This is a genomic window from Micromonospora sp. ATA51 (assembly GCF_016802855.1).
Classification (GTDB): Bacteria; Actinomycetota; Actinomycetes; order Mycobacteriales; family Micromonosporaceae; genus Micromonospora; species Micromonospora sicca.
In genome coordinates this window covers 16,285-37,087 of record NZ_JAEVHJ010000029.1, presented here as the reverse complement: position 1 = coordinate 37,087, position 20,803 = coordinate 16,285, and the positions used below count along the sequence as shown (strand labels likewise).

Genomic DNA, 20,803 nt, shown 5'->3' with positions numbered 1-20,803 from the left:
GTGCGGGCCCGGCGCCAGGTGCTGCGGGTGGCCGTGGCGGTGGCCGCGGTGGCGCAGCTCGCCATCGCGCTGCCGATCCTGCTGGCCGGCTTCGGGGTCGAGGCCGATCCGCACACCAGCCGCGAGATGGCCTCCTTCGACGCGGCCCTCGCGGTCGGGTTCGCGCTGGCCGCCTGGCGGCCGGAGCGGGCCCGGGCGTTCCTGCCGGTGGCGCTGGTGCTGGCGGTCTGCCTGGCCGGCACCAGCGCGGTGGACGTCGCCCGGTCGAGCACCGCGCTGGTGCACGAGCTGGGGCACCTGGCCGCCGTGGTGCAGGCGGGCCTGCTCTGGGCGTTGGGCCGGGTCAGCGGGGAGCCGCCGCGCCGGCTGCCGACCGCGCTCGCGCCGGGGCGCGGGTGAGGCCGGGTCGCCGCGAACGGGCCCGGTCGGCGAGCATGATGGTCATGATTCCTGCCGTACGCCGCCGGCCCGTGGCCGTCGCCGACCGTCGATGGGCCGCCCGGCTGGGCGCCGCCACCGGTCTGCTGGTCGCCCTCGTCGCCCTGCTGCTCGCCCCGGCAAGCCCGGCGAGCGCCCACGCCGTGCTGGTCAGCAGCAGCCCGGCGGCCTCGGCGGTGGTGCCGAGCGGGCCCGCCGAGGTGGTGCTGACCTTCAGCGAGGGGGTCCGCAAGGTGCCCGGCAAGGTCCGGGTCATCGCGCCCGACGGCTCCCGGGCCGACCGGGGTGAACCGTCCTTCTCCGGTGCGGTGGTGACGATCCCGGTCGACCCCTCCGGCGTGCGCGGCACCTACCTGGTGAGCTACCGGGTGATCTCCGCCGACAGCCACCCGGTCTCCGGCGCGTTCACCTACTCGGTGGGCGCGCCGTCGCCGCCGCCGGTCGACACCGGCTCGGACAACCGCGCCGACCCGGTGGTGGGGAACGCCGTGAAGGTGGCGAAGTACCTCGGCTACGCCGGACTGCTGCTGCTGGTCGGCCCGGCGCTGGTGCTCGCCGCGCTCTGGCCGCGCCGGCTGCCCCGACGCGGACCGGTCCGGCTGGCCTGGGCGGGGCTGGGCCTGCTGGTCGTGGCCACCCTGGCCGACCTGTGGTTGCAGGTGCCGTACACGGCCGGCGGCGGGCTGTCCGACGTGACCGGTTCGGGGTTCAGCGACGTGGTGGGCAGCGCGTTCGGCACGGCCCACCTGGTCCGGCTGGGGCTGCTCGCCGCGGCGGCGTTCCTGCTCCGGCCGCTCTTCGCCGGGCCGATCGGCCGGACCGACGGCATCATCCTGGCCGTCCTCGGCGGGGCCGCGCTGTTCACCTGGCCGCTGGCCGGGCACCCGGCCGCCTCGCCCGCACCGGCCGTCTCCGTGGTGGTGGACGCGGTGCACCTGGGCAGCATGGCGGTCTGGCTGGGCGGCCTGGTGATGCTCGCGGTGTTCCTGCTGCGCCGAGCCGACGAGCGCGAGCTGGGGGCGATCCTGCCGATCTGGTCCCGCTGGGCGGCCCTCGCCGTGGCGGCGCTGCTGCTCGCCGGCACCGTGCAGGGGCTGATCGAGGTGGCCACCCCGAAGGCCCTGGTGGACACCACGTACGGGCAGCTGCTGCTCGCCAAGATCGTGCTGTTCGCGCTGGTGATCGGGGTGGCGGCGTACTCCCGGACACTGGTGCGGGGGCGGACCGCGGCGCAGCGTCCGGGGCGGGTGCGCCGGGCCATCTGGGTCGAGCTGGCGATCACGGCGGTGGTGCTCGGTGTCTCGGCGACGCTGGTGCAGACCACCCCGGCCCGGACCGCCGCCACCGACGTGGCCGGTACGACCACCGGCTACTTCTCCACCACCCTGTCCAGCCCGGTCGCCTCCGTGCAGGTGGAGCTGGACCCGGCCGAGCGGGGCAACAACTCCGTGCATTTCTACGCGTACACCAAGGACAACCGGCCGCAGCCGGTGCAGGAGTGGAAGGCGACCGCCGCCCTGCCGTCGGCGGGGATCGAGCCGATCGAGATCCCGCTGCTGCCGCTGACCGACAACCACGCGACCGGGGAGATCAACCTCCCGGCCGCGGGTGAGTGGCAGCTCCGCGTCACCGTCCGCACGACCGACATCGACCAGGCCACGGTGACCGCCACCGTGCCGATCAAGTAACGGAAGGCTCTCAGACACATGATCCGTCTCCGGCGTCCCGTAACCGCCGTCGCGCTCGCGCTCACCGCCGTCGCCACCGCCGTGCTCGGCCTCGCCGGTCCCGCCTCGGCGCACGTCACGGTCAACCCGAAGGAGGCGACCCAGGGCGGCTACGGCCGGTTCGCGTTCCGGGTGCCGAACGAGAGCGACACCGCCTCGACCACGAAGGTCGAGGTGGTGCTGCCGGAGAACGCCCCGGTCGGCTCGGTGTCCACCATGCCGGTGCCGGGCTGGACGGTGGCGGTGGAGAAGCGCAAGGTCGACCCGCCGGTCGACGTGCACGGCAGCCAGCTCACCGAGGCGGTGTCCAAGCTGACCTGGACGGCGGCCGCGACCGCCGGCGTGAAGCCGGGCGAGTTCCAGGAGTTCCCGGTCTCGATGGGACCGCTGCCGCAGGTCGACCGGATGGTGTTCAAGGTGCTCCAGACCTACTCGGACGGCAACATCGCCCGCTGGATCGAGGAGCCGACGCCGGGTGGGGAGGAGCCGGAGAACCCGGCCCCGGTGCTCACCCTGACCGCCGCCTCGCCGTCCGCCGCGCCGAGCGGAAGCGCGGGCGCCGCCCCGGCCGGTGACGACGACTCCGACGACGACTCCGACGGCGCCGGCACCGCGTTCGGCATCGCCGGGCTGGTGGCCGGACTGGCCGGCCTCGTCCTGGGTGGCCTGGCCTTCCTGCGGACCCGGCGGGAGCCCACGCCGAAGCCCTGAACTGCGTCTTTGTCGGTGGCCCGTCGGATCTTCCGGCGGGCCACCGACCTTTCTGCGGTCCGTTGGGTCCTTGCCGTGGATATCCGGCGATTGTGCGGTTCACATCGGTAAGGTCGGCCGGGTAGTTGGCTACCGAGGGGGACGACGCGAATGCGGTTCGTGCGAACGATCGCCGGAATACTGCTGTTGACCATGGGGATTCCGGCGCTCCTCGCCGGCGGCGGCCTGTGGACCGTCGCCCGGCACGCCGACCCCGACGGCGGCTTCGGCGCCCGCTTCGAGACGGTCCGCACCCCGGGCCGGGCGATCGTGGTCACCGACGTGGACACTCTCCTGCGCGCCGAGGCCCCGTTCGCCCGGACCGGGCAGACCCGGCTCCGGCTGACCGCCCGGACCGCCGACGGCCCGGCCTTCCTCGGCCTGGCCCCCAGCGACCAGGTGCGGCGCTGGCTCGACCCCGTCCCGCACGCCACCGTCCGGCCGGGTCGCGCTGGCCCGGGGCCCGCTCCCGGTCCGGCTCGACCCGGCCGGCCCGGCCGGCCGGCCGCCGTCGCCACCGTCCCGCTCGGCCAGGACTTCTGGGTACGCGAGGGAGTCGGCGCGCTGGAGTGGACCCCCGGTGAGCTGTCGAACAGGTCGCTGAGCCTGGTGGTGATGCGTCCCGACGGCGCAGCCGACCTCGCCCTGGACCTGCGCGCCGAGCTGCGCGCGGAATGGTTCCCGGCCGCGGCGTGGGGGCTACTCGCCGGCGGGATCCTGCTGGTGGTGCTGGCCGTGGCCCTGTTACTGCGCCCGGTCCGCCCGCGCGAGGTGGTCTTCGTCGTCGAGCCGGACCAGGTCCCGGTGCTCGCCGGTCGGCTCGGCGTGACCTCGCTCAGCGGCCTCGGCCCGCAGAAGACCGCCGAGGGGCGGCCGCCGTTGGCCGACCGGCAACTCGTCTCGGTCGGCTCGGCCCACGCCGGGCGCTCCCGGGCCGCGATCGGCCCGGTCCCCAGCCGCCGGCCGGAGACCCCCGCCGACCTGCCGTCGAGTCCGGGGATGACGACGACCTGGTCCTGGCCGCCCGGGCCCCCCGAGCAGACGGCCCGTCCGGTCCCGGTGGACGGCCCGGCCCGGCCGGCGTCGCCGGACGACCCCGCCGACGGCTGACGGCCGCCGGAACGACGGGTGCCCTCCGCGCTGCCGACGCGGAGGGCCACCGTCACCGGGGGATCGGTGCTACCTGGGAGAAACTTGAGGTAGTTGTGACTAGATTAGCGCCGATCACAGCCGCTCGCGACGTCTGTCCATTTGGTGCAAGTTTCAGGATGTAGCCGGCGGCTCGGCGGACCGACACCGGAGCCGCGTCGGCAGCACCGCCAACAACAGCAGGCTGAGCAGCACGTACGCGTTCCGGGCGACGAACTCGCCGGGGTTGTCGGTCCGCGCCGGGGCGACGCCCCAGTCCTGGAAGGACACCACCCCGTAGATGATCACGAACGCGGTGCCGACCGCGAGGGTGAGCAGCCACCAGCGCTGGCGAACCCCCTCGGCCGCGCCCCGGTCGGTGTCCAACGCGGCGTCGACCAGCACCACCACCGCCGGGATGAACCAGTACAGGTGGTGGGTCCAGGTGATCGGGCTGACCAGCCCGCCGACCAGCCCGGTCAGGGTGAGGCCGGCGAGCGCGTCGCCGGCCCGGGCGGCCCGGGCGGCCCGCCACAGCCCGAACCCGGTGACCACCACGACCAGCAGCAGCCACGGGAGCTGACTCGGCTTCTCCGGCGCGGTGATCCGGCTCAGCAGGCCGAACAGCGACTGGTTGCCGGTGTAGTCGGTGCGCCCCACCCGGTCGGTCGCCCAGAGCTCCTGGGTCCAGAACCGCCACGAGTCGGCCGGCGCGACCGTCGCCGCCAGCAGGGTGGCCAGCGCCGCCGTCGCCGCGGCCACCGCCGCCGCCCACCAGCGCCGGGTGACCAGCAGGTAGAGGATGAAGATGCCCGGGTAGAGCTTGAGCGCCGTCGCCAGCCCCACGCCCACACCGGCCCAGCGCCGCTCCTGCGGTACGGCGAACAGCAGGTCGGCCAGGATCAGCACCACCAGCAGCATGTTGATCTGCCCGAAGGTGATCGTCTCCCGGGTGCTCTCCACGGCGAAGGCCAGCAGGACGGCGACCGTGAGGCCGAACAGCCGCGGCAGGTGGTGCCGCTCGACGACCGGCAGCACCAACCAGCGCGTCGTCACCACCACACCGATCCCGGTGAGGATCGTGAAGATCGCCACCGTGGCGCCGAGCGGCAGCAGCGCGAACGGCCGCAGCAGCAACGCGCTCAACGGCGGGTAGGTGAAGTAGAGCGCGCCCTGCACCCGGTCCGGCTGTACGTAGTCGTAGAGCGGATGGCCCCCCGCCCACCAGTCCATCGCCCGCATGTAGATCTTCAGGTCGAAGAAGTCGTGCACCAGCCCCGGCAGGTACAGCGCCGGCAGCACCGCCGCGAGCGCGACCACCGTGACGAGCCGGCGGACCGTACGACCGCCCGGGTCGTCATCGGTGACGGCGGGCGGTGCGACGGGTTCGGCTGGCACGGAGAAACCCTAACGGTCCGCTCCGGCGACGGTGCCGAGGCGCGGGCAGGTGGGCTGCGCGTAGTCTGGTCCGGTGGCTGATCTTCTCGTCTGGATCGACTGTGAGATGACCGGGTTGGACCTCGCGCGCGATGCGCTGATCGAGGTCGCCGCGCTCGTCACCGACCCCGATCTCAACGTGCTGGGTGAGGGTGTCGACGTGGTCATCCACGCCGACGAGGCGGCGCTGGAGGGGATGCCGGAGATCGTCCGCACCATGCACGGCAAGTCCGGGCTGACCGAGGAGGTCCGGCGCTCGACGGTCACCCTGGCCGAGGCCCAGGACATGGTGCTCGACTACGTCACCACGCACGTGAAGGATCCGCGCAACGCGCCGCTCTGCGGCAACTCGATCGCCACCGACCGGGGCTTCATCGCCCGGGACATGCCGCGCCTCGACGCCCACCTGCACTACCGCATGATCGACGTCTCCTCGATCAAGGAACTCTGCCGGCGCTGGTACCCACGGGTGTACTTCGGGCAGCCGCAGAAGGGGCTGGCCCACCGGGCCCTCGCCGACATCCGGGAGAGCATCCGCGAGCTGGAGTACTACCGGCGGACGATCTTCGTACCGCTGCCGGGGCCGGACGTGGACAGCGCCAAGGCCATCGCCGCCCAGCTCTGACCGGCACTCCCACCGCCGGGCCGGCGCCATGACCGGGCGGCCGGGCGGTTCCGGCGGAGGAGCCGGAACCCGGTGGACGCGGCCGGACGAGGTGTGGCTATTATTAGTCCGCACCCCGCCCGGGTCGACCGGTGCGGAGCGCATGGTGGCTGTAGCTCAGTTGGCAGAGCACCGGGTTGTGGTCCCGGTTGTCGTGGGTTCAATTCCCATCAGTCACCCGGATCCGGAAGCCCCCTCCCTCGGGAGGGGGCTTCCGTCGTTCTGCGGCCTCTGTGCCCCGTGTCCGGAAACGGCGAAGCCCCCTCCGGCGGGGGAGGGGGCTCCGGTTGCTCGGTGCCCGGTGCGGGCGTGCGCGATCAGGGGTGCTCGGTCAGGGCGTCGGCTCGGCGCTCGGGTCGTCTCCCGCGCCGGGCGCGGCGCTGGCCTCGTCGCCCGGCTGCGCCGGCGGCTCGTACGGCAGGGCGCTGCCCTTGACGTATTCGTCCCAGCTCAGGTTCCAGTCGGTCCAGCCGTTGCCGTTCTGGAGCTTCCGCTCGGTGCCCTTGACCGTGATCGGGTCGCCCATCCGGGTGTTGGCGAAGAGCCAGGCGCCGTCGGCCATCGAGACGTTCACGCAGCCGTGCGAGACGTTCACCGAGCCCTGCTGCCCCTCGGACCAGGGCGCCGCGTGGATGAACTCACCGCCCCAGGTCAGCCGCTGGGCGTAGTCGATCTTCGTGCGGTAACCCTCCTCGGGGCCCAGCTCCTCCATGGTGTCGAAGACCGTCTTGCGGAGCTTCTCGATCACCACCATGGTGCCGCTGGACGACGGGGTGGTCTTCTTGCCGAGGCTGACCAGGATCGTCTTGATCACCTTGCCGCCCTTGGTGACCGTCATCCGCTTGGTGCGGTTGTCGACGGTCATCACGAACGACGGGCCGATCTTGACGTCCACGGCGAGGTCCGAGCGGCCGTACCAGCCGTCGCCCAGGGGCAGCCCACCCGCCTGCACGCGGTACGACACCGTGGTGTTGGCCTGCCAGAACTTCTTCGGCCGGTAGCGGACCTCGGTGGGGCTGACCCAGTGCCAGACGCCCTCCTGGACCGGCTTCGTGGTCACCGTCATCCGGCGCTGGACGTCGTCCCGGTAGTCCTCCGGGATGGCCCGGCTGAACCGGATGATCAGCGGCATCGCCACGCCGACCACCTGGTTGTCGCCGAGGAAGCTGCTCACCCGGATCTGCTTGCCGGGCTTGGTCATGGTGGTGAAGGTGCTGGTCGCGGTCGCCGGCTTGCCGTCGTCACCGGTCGCGGTCACCGTCGCCGTGTACTTCTCGCCGTACTCCAGGGCGCCGTCGGGGAGCCAGCTCTTCCCGTCCGCGGCGAGCTCGCCTTCGACGGCCTTCCCGGTCGAGTCCGTGAGCTCGACGCTGGTCTCCTGGGCGTCCTTCGTGGTGAAGGTGATGGCGGTGGAGGCCGGCACGTCGGCGGCGTCGGCCTGCGGCTCGGTGATGGTGGCCGCGGCCTTCGGCTTGCTCTCTCCGCCGCCCTGCCAGCTCGACGGCTTGCCGTCGTCGCCGCCCCCGGTGCAGGCGGAGGTCAGCACCATGGCGGCGGCGAGCACCACCGCCGCGAACCCGCGGCGTCGGTCGCCGCGCCGGGCGGCGGCCCCGCGCCGGATCAGCTCGTCCTGGCTAGCTCGCATGATTCCCTCACAGTCGTGGTCCCCGGGTGCCATCGTCCCCTACTGACGCAGGAATTCGGATACCCGTTCCCGCTAGTGAACCGGAACACCTCGACCATGATGCACCGATTTTGGTAGGCTGCTCCGGTTCGCGAGTGAGGCTCGTCTCCACCGGCGGCGTCGGCGCACGCCTTCATCGTCACGGGCCGTTGCCCGACGGACCCGCCGGGCAACGGCTGCCCGCTCAGAAGGCCGGGCCCGCCCCGCCCTTCGGCACCGGGAGGGCGCTGCCCGCGACGAACTCCGACCAGCTCATGCTCCACGCCGTCCAGCCGTTGCCCGGCACCAGCTTGCGTGGGGTGCCCCGGACGGTGATCGGGTCACCCACCAGGGTCCGGTCGAAGAGCCACTTGCCGTTCGCCATGGAGACGTTGACGCAGCCGTGCGAGACGTTCACCCGGCCCTGCACACCCTCGGACCAGGGGGCGGCGTGGATGTACTCACCACCCCAGGTGATCCGCTGGGCGAAGTCGATCTTCGTGACGTACTGGTTGTCCGGGTCCGCCTCGTCCCGGGTGTCGAAGACCGTCGACTCCTTCTTCTCCATCACCACCATGGTGCCGCTGGAGGAGGGGGTGCTCTTCTTGCCGAGGCTCACCGGCACGGTGCGGATCAGCGCGCCGTTCTCGTACACGCTCATCTTCTTGCTGGCGTTGTCGACCTTCATCTCGAAGGCGCGGCCGATCTTGGCGGTCGCGGTCCGGTCGACGTTGCCGTAGCGGCCGTTGCTCAGCGGGATGCCGGCCAGGGCCAGCCGTACGGAGATGGTGGTGCCCGGCTTCCAGTACTCCGGCGCCCGGTAGTACGCCTGGGTGCCGTTGTAGAGCCAGTGCCACGCGCCCGGCTGCGGCGGGTCGGTGCGGACGAACATCCGCTTCTGCACGGCCGCGCGGTCCTTCTTCGGGATGCCCGGGGAGAACTCGGCCACCACCGGCATGCCGACGCCGTACGTCTTGCCATCGAACATGTACAGCCCCGAGCCGATCATCGACTTCGGCTTGGCCATGGTGGTGAAGGTGCTGGTGCCCTCGTGGGTCTGGCCGTCCGTCCCCGTCCCCGAGACGGTCGCGGTGTACCGGGTGGCGTACTTCAGCGCGGCGGACGGCACCCACGACGAGCCGTCGCGGCGCATCCGGCCCTCGACGGTCGCACCGTTCGCGGCGGTGAGCATGACCTTCGACACCTTCCCGCCGCCCGGGATCTTGGCGCTGATCTCGGTGCTGACCGGCCGGCCGGCCGCCCCGTCAGCCGGACTCACCTGGAGCGCCGCGGCGGCCGGCTGCGACGAGGGCTCGGCGCTCGCCGTCCCCTCGGCCGCCGAGACGCTGGCCGGCTGGCTGCCACTGACGAACGCCGGCTTCTTCTGGTCGTCGCCGCACCCGGTCAGTGCCAGCGACGCCGTCAGGACCAGGACGCTCACCATCGCCCCGCTCCGCGCGAACCTGCCCATCCCCACCCCTGCTCTCGCGTGTCTCGGCGCACATCGTGCCCCATGAACGCCGCCACCTCGGTCCCCTCCGCCAGACGGTGGGCATTTTGTTGCGATTCGCGCCTTAAGCTCGACCGAAGAGGGGAGCCGGGGATCGGATTGGAACCCGGGTCGGAGGGCGTGCTAGTGTCTTCTCCGTTGCCAGCGAGCGCCGCTAGCTCAACTGGCAGAGCAGCGGACTCTTAATCCGCGGGTTCGGGGTTCGAGTCCCTGGCGGCGCACCAGCAGGAACACATCAGGCCCGGTCCCTCTGGACCGGGCCTGACCCCTTCTCTTGACCCCAACGTCAGGCGTCGAAGAGAAAGCCGAGCTTGTCGACCGACGACCGCTGGGATTGCCGGGTGACCTCTACGTAGATCAGCTTGGTGATGGTCGGGGAGCTATGGCCGAGGATGTCCTGGATCTTCTCGATGGGGACGCCCTGCTCATAGAGAAGGGTCGCGCAGGAGTGGCGTAGATCATGGAACCTGATCCGGCGCAGCCCGGCATGATCCAGCAGCCGCACGAAGTGCCGGTTCAGGTTGCGCGGCTCGATCGGGGTGCCGATGCCCGTGGTGAAGACCAACCCGGAGTCCTTCCAGTCCTTGCCTACGCTCTGGCGCTCTGCGTTCTGACTCACCCGGTGTTGTCGTAGCGCAGCCAGGCACGGGGCAGGTAGGGCGATGACCCGCTCAGACTCGTCGGACTTGACCGGGCCGAAGACGAGCTGGCCGCCGAGACGTTGCAGCGTCTGCCGAACGAATATGACGCCCTCGACCAGGTCGATATCCTCCCAGCGGAGCCCCAGCGCTTCCCCGCGTCGAAGGCCAAGCGCCAGGGCGACTGCATAGAGCGCATAAAGCCGGTCACTCTTCGCGGCCTTCAACAACAGCTTCGCGTCCGCGCCGGTCAGCGGGGTAAAGCGTGGCCGGTACCGGTGAGCCAGACGCAGGTTGCGGGCCGGGTTGTCCGGGATCAGCCCGTCAATGACCGCATCCTGTAACGCGGCGCGGATCATGCGGTGGAGATGACGGATGGTGCCGTCGGACGGCATCTGCTGGCAGCAGGAGCGCGGACGCCTGGCACAACACCGAGCCGGCTGCCCCGCACTCAACCGCCCAGCATCCTTGCCCTGCGCACAGCACTGGCACGTCTCCTTGGCCCGGTTGAGGAAGCTACGCACCGTCGGCGGTTGCAGCTTGCCCAAGCGCTGGTTGCCAAGCAGTGGCACCACATAGCAGCGCGACAGCCACTCGTAGGTGCGGAGGGTGCTGGGCCGCACGCGGTCCTGCACCACGTCCCGCAGCCAATAGGCCATGAAGTCGCTGACCGACTGGATGCTACCGGCGACGCGGACGCCAGCCTGTGTCTTGGCCTTGAGCGCCGTCAGCCTCTCGTGGACCTCATCCCACGACGTGCCGTAGACGCTCTTTCGGATCTCGCGGCCGTCGCTGGTGTAGACCCAAGTGCGGCCTCCCATCGGCCATCCTTGCGCTGCCGGATGTTGCCCTCACCGTTCACGTTGCGTCAAGGCGGCCCTGAACGGGCCGCACGCGCCGCCGCCAGGGCGCGCGCCGGCCGCTGCCGCTGTCGCTCTGCGGCCGTCACGCCTGATGCCCGGCGGCTGGCGCGAAGAGCGGGAAGCCCGGAGGGCCGCCGCAGAACGACATGATCGTTGCCGTGGCAGGGTGGGCCGGCAGCCGGCCGGGCCGCGCGGCCCAGTAACCGCGCGGCGTAGGAGAGGGCACGCCGACCGCGTCGGCGAGCTGGCGGCGGTCGCGGGGTTGCGGCTAGTGCGCCTCCGGCGGGGGCGCAACGACTCCAGGATGGCCGGGGCTCCATCCGCACGTTGCGGTCCGTGGGTGGTTGCGCAGGGCCATCCCGCCCGCCATCGACCCGGGCGAGCCGAGCAGACCACCGCCCGACCCGCCAGCGTCCGTACGAGCCGTCAGGGTCCGCTTGATGGCATGAAGGAGCGGGGCCTCGCTCCTCGTGGGTCCCGGGCGGGATGCTCGGGGTACTCACGTCTCACGACGAAGGAGGCCCCTCATGCAGGCAGAGTACGACGGTCGGCAGATCGTGGGTATCGATCTGCACCGGCGCCGTTCGGTGATCGTGCGGATGACCGAGACCGGCGAGAAGCTCGACACGGTGCGGATCGACAACGACCCGGTCGCGCTCGGGTTGGAGATCGCCAAGGCCGGCCCGGATCCGGAGGTGGTCCTGGAGGCCACGTATGGCTGGTACTGGGCGGTGGATGTGCTGACCGCGGCCGGTGCCCGGGTGCATTTGGCGCATCCGTTGGGAGTGAAAGGGTTCGCGTACCGGCGGGTGAAGAACGACGCCCGTGACGCCGCCGACCTGGCCGATCTGCTGCGGATGGGCAGGCTGCCGGAGGCGTATGCGGCCCCGCCGGCGGTGCGCGAGTTGCGGGAGCTGGTGCGGTATCGGGCCAAGCTGGTCGCGTGGCGCAGCGGGCTGAAGGCATCCGTGCACGCGGTGCTGGCCAAACAGGGAGTGCACATCCCGGTATCGGATCTGTTCGGCGTGGGTGGGCGGGAACTGCTGTCCCGCGCACCGCTCGACGGCGCCTACCGAGGGCGGGTGTCCTCACTGTGCCGGCTGATCGACGCGGTCGACTTCGAGATCGACGCGGTCGCCGGGCCGATCCGGGCCAGACTCGCCGGGCACCGTGGTTACACCGCGATCCAGGCCATCCCCGGTGTCGGCCCGATCCTGGCGGCGGTGTTCGTCGCCGAGATCGGCGAGGTCGCCCGGTTCCCCGGCCCGGCGGAGCTGACCTCCTGGGCCGGGCTGACCCCGCGGCACCGCGAGTCCGACCTCGTCGTGCACCGGGGGCGGATCACCAAGCAGGGCTCCACGCTGGTGCGGTGGGCCGCGGTCGAGGCCGCCCACGGCGTCCCGCACACCGCTGGCTGGTTGACCTCCACCCGGGCCCGCATCGCGGAGCGACGCGGACGCAACATCGCCACCGTCGCGGTGGCCCGCAAGCTGCTCGCCCTCGTCTACTACGGCCTGCGCGACGGGCACATCCGCGCCCTCGCACCGGCCAAGGCGGCGGCGTGAGCAGGTTCGGACGTGACCGGACGCGTGGCCGTGCCACGTCTGACCCCCGTCGGCCGACGGCGAGGCCGCCCGCTTGATTGACCCCGTCCGGTCACGGTCGCACACCACCATGCCCCGAACCCGCAGGGCGAATGGATGACCGGCAGCCGAACCCCTCGGCCTGCCCCTCCGACATCGGTCGGAACTGGTGACGCGACCACCCGCAACGCCTTCCGGCATCACGAGCATGGCGCGCACGGCGCCGGCGTCAAGGCCAAGCCCCTGCGGGGTGGGCCTACGGCCCAGCCGTTGACCCCGGCACCGCACACACGCCTGCCCGAAACCCATTGCCGGAACCGGAAAAATCAACGTCAGCAGGTCAAAACCCCAGCCTTGACCGGCCCCGCTCCTTCATGGATGACGTGGCGGGCCGGGCGGCGGCCCGCTCCCCAGGAGGGCGGGTCGACGGCAGACGGGATGGCATAGTGAGCCTGTGTGGCTCCGCAGCTTCCCGTTCGCAACCATTTGCCAACCTGGAAGCGGCCGGCGGCATCATCGAGTACCCGAGCAACACCGGTGGGTCCCCGGAGAGTCTCGAACCGCATGTTGAGCAGGTCGCCCCCGCAGCCACCCCCGCTCAGTAACCGGATCTTTGTGAGGAGAGTTGAGCCGGGCCGAGACTATCGCGGGCCGCGCGGGCGCATGTCAGGGATCGGACGATCGGACGCTAGGTTCCGCCATGGTGCCGATGGCCATCGATTGCCATGCGATTACGGTTGAAGCCTAGCTAGCAAGACGAGCAGCGGTGGCCCAGGGGCTGGGGGCAGGATGCCATATCTTATCGGTGCCGGGATCATCGGTTACATCGCATACGTGGCGGCATTGTATTTACTCGTCGGAACTGCGGCGGCAGCAGTGGGGGCAGTCGTTCTACTTGGAATCGCCCTTTTCTATCTGGCGAAGACGCTAGTGTATGTCAGGGAGCGTAACTGGTGGGGTCTGGCCTGCGCATTAGGCATGCCGACTCTCGGAGCTCTCGTGTTTCTGGCCGTTCGCGCGGAAGTGCTCGATATCGCCCCGGCGATGACTCGCCTTTTCGACATGAGTCTGAGAAACCCTGTTGAGAGCAGTGGCTGGGGATTGCTGGCCATTCTTGTTGCGCTTGCGGGGCTTCCCTTTGTTGTCTTAGTCACTGCGCAACTTGGCGATTACCGGGCGGATCCCATACTTCGTCATTCGAGACGGCATCGCGTCCGCAGCATCGCCCTCACCTTCACGTTGGGGGCATCCTGGGCACTGACAGGCGCCGTTTTCGGTTGGGCGGATTGGGTACCGACGCAATTTGACCACGTGAGCGTGAGTATCAGCCACTCACCCCGAGGCAGTGAGGAGGTGCGCGCCGTGTGCCACTTAGCCGGGCAGCATGGCTTGGTCATCTATGACCCGCAAGGCGACGAGGTCACCGGCTTGCGCCAGGACTACCGAACCAACCACCGTGCCACTGGGTGGCTAGCTGGGTGACGATCGAGAAGCACCAGGCTGGACGTAGGTGGACACCGACGGACGGTCTGGCCCAGCGTAGCTGGCAGTCGTCGCAGGTCGGAGCGTCATGATGGTTGCCTGGGGGTCAAGGAGTCGCCAGGTTGACATCCATAGGTGAGCATCGGGATGGCGGGCCTTGCCGGTTGCCCCAGCGCGAGGGGGTGGGATGATCTAGTTGTGGAGGCCCGAAAGAACCCTGAGTACCTGAGGTCAGTTGCGCGAGCGGTCGCGGAGTTTCGTGATGCGCTGGCTCATTTCCTTGAGCTGCACGTACTGAATGAGGGACTGGGAGGGGTGGCGCGCGGAATCGCGCCAGCAGTGTTTCCACGCGATGACGCGGATCCAGAGGAGATCGCACGGCGGCGAGCCAAGGTGTCCCGGGCTGCTGGGCTAGCGGCCAGCGCGGTTCCGTTGACCGGTATCGCGATCACTGTGCAAGGCGCGGGCGTGATAGACCCGATTAGGAACTGGGAGACGATCACCCGGCCGAAGCCGCTCCTGGAGGCGGCTGATGTTCTCGGCATGTGTGACTATGCGCTGGGCCGGTTAGACGGCTTGATCATGCAAGCCGAGGCGGAGCGACCGCCGAGTGTGGGTGCCGAGGCCATGCACCCGACAGTTTGGGGAGCAGCCGCGCGTCTGTGGCGTGACGGGCACTTCCGCGAGGCAGTGTCTGCATCTGCCGAAGCAGTTGTGCTGATGGTCAAGACGCGCACCAGGCGTAACGACATTGCCGAGACACCGTTGTGGCAGGAGACCTTCTCCGAAAGAGAACCCCAGCAGGGCAAGCCACGGCTGCGCTGGCCCGGTGATCTCGCCGACCGAGATGTCAGCACGATGAATTCCGGACTGCGCTTCTTCGCTCCCGGCGTACAGATGACCATCCGCAACACTGCGGCGCACAACGTCGGCGAGCTCGACGAGCAAAGCGCCTTAGAGCGACTCGCCGCCCTGAGCCTCTTGGCGCGGTGGGTGGATGAGTGCGATCTCGTTGAAGTGACAGAGCACTTGGATGGCCCAGGGAAGGCCGAAAGGTAGCCCGACCCCGCCGGTCGACAGCAACACCTGCAGCAACTGACCCGGAGAGGACAGTCGTGGTCCGCAGCGTGCGGACGGTTGCCTGCGGTGGCGGACATAGACCGATCTGAGCGGACGGGGCGCACGGAGCCTACAAACGAGGGATCAATCCAGGTTAGGCCCATCCCATGTAGTGCGCGAGGAAGGCGACGACCAAGCCGGCGACCACGCTTACGACGATCCCGCTCACGAATGCTGACTTATGGGCAGCAGCGTCCGCGGGAGCGCCAGCGGCAGCGTTCAGGATTCGACGAGGCACAGATACCGCTCTGACTACACGGCCAACTACAGACTTCTCCTCATCCGCTCGTTCAGTTGCCTCACCTTCAAGAACTCCGATCGCTCGTCTACAGAGGCCATCGATCAACTCCGCCGTGATCACTGGGTCGCTCAGGAGCGTTGACCAAGCCAGGACCGGGTTTACCGACCGTGTCTGGAAGGTCCCCCTGGGCTTATATTCAACGAGCATCCCAACGCTCTGGATTGCCTTCGCGGCGGATCCAGTTAGGAGCTCAAGCTCACCTGCCAACTTGGCGACGTCAGCCCCGCGGCCAGCTCGTGGCCGCCAGGCGGGCATCGTGCTTGGCCAAGCATCAAGGGGCTCACACAGGGCTAGAAGCTCGTGAAACTTGTTGAGGAACGCGACGACAGCATTCCGCCGATTCCGGAGAACAGCCGAGGAGGGCACGCCCGAACGGTAGCGTGCCGGCTCTAACGGAGCACTTCCATGCCTCAACCGGGTTAGGCCGTGCCGAACCGGGTCACGAGCGACCTGCGTCTGACCCCTGCGTGACCCCAACCTGGGGCCAGAACAGCACGACGAGCCGAACCCAGCAGGGGACAGCCGTCGAGGTAAGGACGGTTGGCCTAGGCCCGGCGGGTGTCCTCTTAATCCGCGGGTTCGGGGTTCGAGTCCCTGGCGGCGCACCAACGAGCAAGGCCCTGACCTGGTGGTTCACACCGGGCCGGGGCCTTTTTCGTGTACGTCGGTGGTGGGTGGTCGCTCGGTGGGTGCTCTGGAGCCGTTGGACCGGGCTGGCTCCGGTTGGACGCGGGTCCGCCCGGACGGCGACCCATGTGCGCGCTATCGCCGGCCGGGTAACTTCACACTGCTGTCGGTGAGTCGGTCGCGCGGGCGGATAGGGGCAGGTCGTGCGTCAGATCGTGCGCAGGTCGGTGCGGGCCATTCTCCTCGATGAGGACGACCGCCTCGTGCTGATCAAGCGGATCAAGCTCGGCCAGGCGCCGTACTGGACAACGCCGGGCGGCGGTCTGGAGTCGGAGGATGTCTCCCTGGAGGCGGCGTTGCGCCGTGAGCTGTACGAGGAGCTTGGTGCCGACGCGGATCGGTTCGCCCAGGTGTTCTTGTTCACCGCTCCCGCTGGCGATGGCGTTTCGGTCCAGCACTTCTTCGCCTGTCGCTTACTCCAGCTGCAGGAGCACGCCCGTACCGGGCAGGAGTTCGTTGATCCCTCGCGTGGCGACTATCAGCTGGACCGGGTGACGATCGACAAGCTGCCCGCCGTGGATCTCAAGCCGGCTGCGCTGAAGGAGTTCATCACCGCCAACGAGGAGGCACTGCTCTCGGTGTAGGGGCGGCCTGACCGGATCATGGCCTGAACCGAGTCTGAAATTCTCCGGGGCGGCTTCGAAGGCTTCTTGCCGGCTGCAGGCGCCGTCCCGGGCGCGGCGGCCAGGGTGCCGATAAAGACGTGGCGATACGACGATGGCTACAGCCTGCATCCCGCCGCCTTGTTGCCCCTACGCTGACGCCATGAGGGAACAGGGCGTGAATCAGACTCCGGCGATGGCCCTGCCCGAGGGCTGTTGATGAACCGGCACATGGCAGCACGCGCGGGGTTGATCCCGGACGAAATTCGGGCGGACGTGGAGACGCTGTGGCGCTACCACGACATGCACCACGAGTTACGCCTGTGTGATGTGGGGATCGGGCTGGGCAGCCATGACCTCGGAGTCGCGGTGATCGCGACGCGTCTGTTTCACGAGGGCCTGTTCCCGTGGATCGTGTTCACCGGCGCGAACGCGCCGACGACGGTCGAACGGTTCCCCCGCGGAGAGGCGGTGCACTACCGCGAGTACGCGATCGAGCAGGGTGTGCCGGCGGAGTCGATTCTCGTGGAGCCGCGGGCGACGAACACTGCCGAGAACCTGGAGTACTCGCGTGCGCTCCTTGCCGAGCGGCAGATTACGGTGCGCTCGGTCATGGTCATGTCGCGTCCGTACCAGCAGCGCCGCACGTACGCCACCTGCAAGCTGATGTGGCCGGAAGTCGATGTGGTGTGCGCGTCGAATCCTCTGGAACTGGACGACTACGTGCGCAGCATCGGTGACCCGCAGCGGGTGGTGGACATGCTGGTCGGGGACACGCAACGGATCGAGGTGTACGCGGAGCGCGGGTTCGCGATCCCGCAGGAGATACCGGACGAGGTAAGGGCTGCCTTCGAGCGCCTGGTGGCAGCCGGCTACACGAGCCGACTGATCTGATCACGGCTACCAGCGCGGTCCTCCCGACCGGACGCCCATTCGTTCGCTGAGTTCGACGGCCAGTCGGGGCGGCCGGGGCCGGGTGAGAATGTCCCGGACGAGGTCGCGGGAGAGCCGGTGGTAGCGCACTTGATCCGGCCCGATGACCTCCGCATCCAAGAGCGCGCCGAGGGCTTCGTCGATGCGGTTCCACCGTGCCAGCGCTCGCGCGGTCTCGATGGCGTGGCGGACCTGCCGCTCGACCGGCAGGGCAGCCGTGTCGAGTGGGGCACCGATGGCGATGGCGCGCTGCACGTCGCCGAGTTCCATGGCCACGGTCGTCTTGTGGATCGACACGTTGGTGGGTCCGAAGGCGGTCCACACGTGGTTGCCGTCGGCACCAAGCTGGGTGGCTGCGGCGTCGGCTTCGGCAATGTGAGTGTCGGCGGAGGCGCGGTCGTCGTCTCGGGCCGCGGCGAGTGCGCAGACGAGGTGCAGGCTGCCGTAGACCGATAGGAGTTGCGGTGTGGGCCTGGTCAGCCGTGGTTCGAGGAACTGCGCCGCGGTGGCGGCGAGGCCACGGGCCTGCGCGTATTCGCCTATCGAGACCAGGGAGTGCGCGGCAGAGCGGCTGAGTGAGCCGATGACGACGTGGTCGTGGCTGGCGTTGGCGGCGGCCAGTCCTCGGCTGGCGGCGGTCCAGGCGAGGTCACCTTCGCCGAGCTTGGTCAGGAACAACGCGGCGAGCTGGTGGGCGTAAGCGGTCATCGCGTGTGCGCGCTGGCTCTCGTCGCCGTAGAAGGCCTCGGTGGCGGTGAGGCAGTCGTGGATGAGGTAGGGGAGGCGGCGGGCGAGGGTGCCGTAGCGCGAGTGCTGGTAGGCAGTCCAGATCTCGGCGACGTCGCTCTCGATCTCGTGCAGGGCGGGGGCTTCGACGGCGGCCGTGCTGGCAAGCGTGGGCGCGAGGTGCCGGTAGTCGTGGAGCGCGGCGCGTAAAGCGGGGATGGTCTCCCGGCCGGACTCATCGGACCACTCGAACAGGCTGGGTGCGCCGATCAAGTCCCCAAGGGACACGTCGAGGGCTTTGGCGATCGCGCGAATGACGGATAGCCGGTCCAGGTCGGCGCGGTTCGTCTCGACCTTGCGCAACCACTCCTGGGTCTTGCCGACCAACCCGGCCAGCACCTCTTGGGAGAGCCCTCGCCGGCGCCGGTAGAAGGCGACGCGCTGGCCGATCGTCATGTCGTCCGTCATCCCTCGCACACCATCACCCTGCCCGCTGATCACCGTCGGACCCGGTACGGATTTTCCCGGTTCCTCTGCCAGGCCGCCCCTACGTTCAGTTCACCCCAGGTCACCGGCGTATGTCGATGCCTGTGACTGGCACAGCTGACAGGGAGCGGAGGGGCTCGATGCGCGGCACAGCAAACGACGACCTGAGCGCCGACTCGGCCAGCCCCGGGGCAATCTCTCTCGGCGTCTTCCCCGCTTGCGTACCGCCATGAGGGCTGCGTGGGCGGGTGACCGGCGGTCTGCTCCCAGCCGCCGGGGTGTGGCGGTGGGCTCGTCCGTGTTCCGGCGTGCCCACCGCCCGTCCGCCTGCTCAAGGAGGCTCGCGTGACGGTGTACATCTCGCGGCATGCGCTGGCGGACCGTTCCTGGCGACAGAAGTTGATTCCCGAGGATCCGGCGTGGTCACAGGCTTCGCGGGCTGATCCGCCATTACTGACCCACGTGTGGCGTCAGCTCTTCGAGCGGCAGGTGCGGGATGGCGGTGGCCGATGAGCAGCAAGCAGTCCGCGCTGGTGCCGCCGGAGCATCTGCCGCTGCGTCCGCTGTGGCTGTGCCGGGTCTGTGGGCAGCCCTGGCCCTGTGGACGGGCCAAGCTCGCCCTGTTGACCAGCTACCAGGACAGCCGGCTCAACCTGCTGCTCTACCTGTCCGGCCGCCTGCACGAGGCCATCGACGACCTGCACCGACTCAACCCGCGCACCATCGGCGACGTCAGGGACTTGTTCGACCGATTCCTTGGCTGGCCGGCCCGGCACTGCCGCCGCCGCCCGTCCACCGCCGAACAGCAGACACCGGAGGAGACATGACCGTCCGGGACATCGGAATTGTCGCCACGACAGGACGGCCGGCCATCGCCGGGACCTTCCACCCCTTGGTCCTGCAGCCCACCAGCTTCTGCAACCTGGACTGCAGCTACTGCTACCTGCCCGATCGGCGCTCGCGCCAGCTCATGTCCGTCTCCGTTGCGACGGCCTGCGTTCGGTCGATCGAGCAGCAGGGCAGCGTTCATCCGGTGAGCGTGGTGTGGCACGGCGGCGAGCCCACCGCCACACCGATCGATATCTTCCGTGAGCTGCTCGCTCCCTTCGAGGAGCTACAGCGGGCAGGGAGGGTGCGCCAAGATCCAGACCAACGCGACGCTCATCAACGAGCGGTGGTGCGATCTGTTCGCCGCCTATGACTTCGAGATCGGCGTCAGCATCGACGGGCCCGGCATGCTCAACCGGAACAGGCTCGACCGGGCCGGGAATGCGACGACGGCCCGGACGATTCGCGGCACGCGAGTATTGGCCGAGGCCGGCTTGCCGTACTCGGTGATCTGCGTCGTCACACCCGAAACCATCGACCACGGTGACGACCTGGTCGGGTTCTTCTCCGGCCTGCCGGGATGCGAGTCGGTGGGCTTCAACATCGAGGAGCAGGAAGGCGCCGCCCGCACGCCGGTGCCGGAGGAAGCCGCGTACCGGTCTTGGAGCCGACTCGACCGCACGCCTCTCCGCCCGGCTCGCCCTCGGCGCCGCCGTCCTCGCCGCCGGTGTCGCCGCTCTGCCGGCGCCGGCCCTGGCCGGCCCGGACACCGCCACGCTCGCCGCCGTGACCGAGCAGGACCCGGCCACCGGCCGGAACGTCAAGTACCCGGTCAAGCCCGGCGAGGTCGTGTCGGCCTCGCTCGGCGTGACGAACCTGGGCGACGCGCCGGTCAATGGCGTCGTCGTGCAGGTGCGGGCGTTCGACGACCTCGACCTGCTGACGAAGTACGACAACTGCTGGTACGTCGTGGACAGCAACCTCGACATCGCCTGGTGCGAGTTCGACGACGTGCTTGCGGCCCAGGCGACCCTGGCGCCGGCCGAGGACCTCATCGTGACCAAGACCAACGCGCGGGCGGACAAGGTCACCACCGTCGTCTTCCGCTGGGTCAGCAAGGCGTGGGCCGACGAGCTCGGTGGCGTGCAGAAGCTCGCGGAGAACGAGAATGGCACGGACCCGGTGCGCGGCGGCGGCCCCACGCTGACGCTGGCACCTCGGGATCTGCCGCTGCCGAG

17 protein-coding genes, 2 tRNA genes and 1 pseudogene are annotated in these 20,803 nt (G+C 69.7%); 15 read left to right on the top strand and 5 right to left on the bottom strand.

Annotated elements, in window-relative coordinates; genetic code table 11:
- The 4 genes from JNW87_RS07845 to JNW87_RS41365 all read left to right on the top strand — a co-directional run.
- Positions 1–399 (top strand): hypothetical protein (locus tag JNW87_RS07845; protein ID WP_238453388.1); only part of this gene is annotated, 399 nt, incomplete at its 5' end.
- 35 nt (positions 400–434) lie between these two features.
- Positions 435–2,126 (top strand): copper resistance CopC/CopD family protein, encoded by a 1,692-nt coding sequence (locus tag JNW87_RS07840; RefSeq protein ID WP_375373478.1) that lies wholly within the window; start codon positions 435–437, stop codon positions 2,124–2,126.
- 18 nt (positions 2,127–2,144) lie between these two features.
- The gene (locus JNW87_RS07835) at positions 2,145–2,876 is read left to right on the top strand and encodes a YcnI family protein (RefSeq protein ID WP_109803281.1); all 732 of its coding nucleotides are present in this window, start codon (positions 2,145–2,147) and stop codon (positions 2,874–2,876) included.
- A 150-nt stretch (positions 2,877–3,026) separates the two neighbouring features.
- Positions 3,027–4,025, top strand: coding sequence for a hypothetical protein (locus JNW87_RS41365; RefSeq protein ID WP_375373477.1), 999 nt, complete (start codon positions 3,027–3,029; stop codon positions 4,023–4,025).
- Positions 4,026–4,178: 153 nt separating this feature from the next.
- Here the strand turns inward: JNW87_RS41365 and JNW87_RS07825 are convergent, their stop codons facing one another.
- A complete protein-coding gene (locus tag JNW87_RS07825; RefSeq protein WP_109803283.1) occupies positions 4,179–5,441 on the bottom strand; it encodes a glycosyltransferase 87 family protein in 1,263 nt (420 codons plus the stop codon).
- 73 nt (positions 5,442–5,514) lie between these two features.
- Here JNW87_RS07825 and orn point away from each other — a divergent pair, with 73 nt between their 5' ends.
- Entirely contained in the window at positions 5,515–6,105 is a 591-nt protein-coding gene (gene orn / locus JNW87_RS07820) for an oligoribonuclease (protein WP_109803284.1), read from the top strand.
- Positions 6,106–6,250: 145 nt separating this feature from the next.
- Positions 6,251–6,323 (top strand) — tRNA-His (locus JNW87_RS07815).
- 152 nt (positions 6,324–6,475) lie between these two features.
- Here the strand turns inward: JNW87_RS07815 and JNW87_RS07810 are convergent.
- Positions 6,476–7,789 (bottom strand): Ig-like domain-containing protein, encoded by a 1,314-nt coding sequence (locus tag JNW87_RS07810; RefSeq protein ID WP_109803285.1) that lies wholly within the window; start codon positions 7,787–7,789, stop codon positions 6,476–6,478.
- 223 nt (positions 7,790–8,012) lie between these two features.
- The gene (locus JNW87_RS07805) at positions 8,013–9,278 is read right to left on the bottom strand and encodes an Ig-like domain-containing protein (RefSeq protein WP_109803286.1); all 1,266 of its coding nucleotides are present in this window, start codon (positions 9,276–9,278) and stop codon (positions 8,013–8,015) included.
- A 187-nt stretch (positions 9,279–9,465) separates the two neighbouring features.
- On the opposite strand from JNW87_RS07805, the gene JNW87_RS07800 reads away from it, so the two are divergent.
- A tRNA-Lys gene (locus JNW87_RS07800) sits at positions 9,466–9,541 on the top strand.
- A gap of 62 nt (positions 9,542–9,603) precedes the next feature.
- Here the strand turns inward: JNW87_RS07800 and JNW87_RS07795 are convergent.
- The gene (locus JNW87_RS07795; protein ID WP_109803287.1) at positions 9,604–10,776 is read right to left on the bottom strand and encodes a tyrosine-type recombinase/integrase; all 1,173 of its coding nucleotides are present in this window, start codon (positions 10,774–10,776) and stop codon (positions 9,604–9,606) included.
- A gap of 569 nt (positions 10,777–11,345) precedes the next feature.
- Between JNW87_RS07795 and JNW87_RS07790 the strand changes: the two genes are divergently transcribed.
- From JNW87_RS07790 to JNW87_RS07770, 5 genes are all read left to right on the top strand, one after another.
- Entirely contained in the window at positions 11,346–12,383 is a 1,038-nt protein-coding gene (locus tag JNW87_RS07790) for an IS110 family transposase (protein ID WP_109803288.1), read from the top strand.
- Positions 12,384–13,190: 807 nt separating this feature from the next.
- Positions 13,191–13,883, top strand: a complete 693-nt coding sequence (locus tag JNW87_RS07785; protein ID WP_146231167.1) for a hypothetical protein — start codon at positions 13,191–13,193, stop codon at positions 13,881–13,883.
- Positions 13,884–14,315: 432 nt separating this feature from the next.
- A complete protein-coding gene (locus tag JNW87_RS07780; RefSeq protein WP_201749776.1) occupies positions 14,316–14,942 on the top strand; it encodes a TIGR02391 family protein in 627 nt (208 codons plus the stop codon).
- 1,191 nt (positions 14,943–16,133) lie between these two features.
- The gene (locus tag JNW87_RS07775; protein ID WP_109803291.1) at positions 16,134–16,574 is read left to right on the top strand and encodes an NUDIX domain-containing protein; all 441 of its coding nucleotides are present in this window, start codon (positions 16,134–16,136) and stop codon (positions 16,572–16,574) included.
- 231 nt (positions 16,575–16,805) lie between these two features.
- Complete coding sequence (locus JNW87_RS07770) at positions 16,806–17,486, top strand: YdcF family protein (protein ID WP_201749779.1); 681 nt, start codon at positions 16,806–16,808, stop codon at positions 17,484–17,486.
- 6 nt (positions 17,487–17,492) lie between these two features.
- Here the strand turns inward: JNW87_RS07770 and JNW87_RS07765 are convergent, their stop codons facing one another.
- Positions 17,493–18,719: a helix-turn-helix domain-containing protein gene (locus JNW87_RS07765; RefSeq protein ID WP_201749777.1), complete on the bottom strand. Its 1,227-nt coding sequence runs from the start codon at positions 18,717–18,719 to the stop codon at positions 17,493–17,495.
- Between the two features lie 363 nt (positions 18,720–19,082).
- Between JNW87_RS07765 and amcA the strand changes: the two genes are divergently transcribed.
- The 3 genes and pseudogenes from amcA to JNW87_RS40490 all read left to right on the top strand — a co-directional run.
- A complete protein-coding gene (gene amcA / locus JNW87_RS07760) occupies positions 19,083–19,250 on the top strand; it encodes a multiple cyclophane-containing RiPP AmcA (RefSeq protein ID WP_201749778.1) in 168 nt (55 codons plus the stop codon).
- A complete protein-coding gene (locus tag JNW87_RS07755; RefSeq protein WP_109803294.1) occupies positions 19,247–19,564 on the top strand; it encodes a hypothetical protein in 318 nt (105 codons plus the stop codon). The genes amcA and JNW87_RS07755 overlap by 4 nt, the downstream gene beginning before the upstream one ends.
- A pseudogene (locus JNW87_RS40490) lies at positions 19,561–20,240 on the top strand (radical SAM protein); the annotation flags it as partial. The gene JNW87_RS07755 and the pseudogene JNW87_RS40490, both read left to right, overlap by 4 nt.
- Positions 20,241–20,803: the final 563 nt, after the last annotated feature.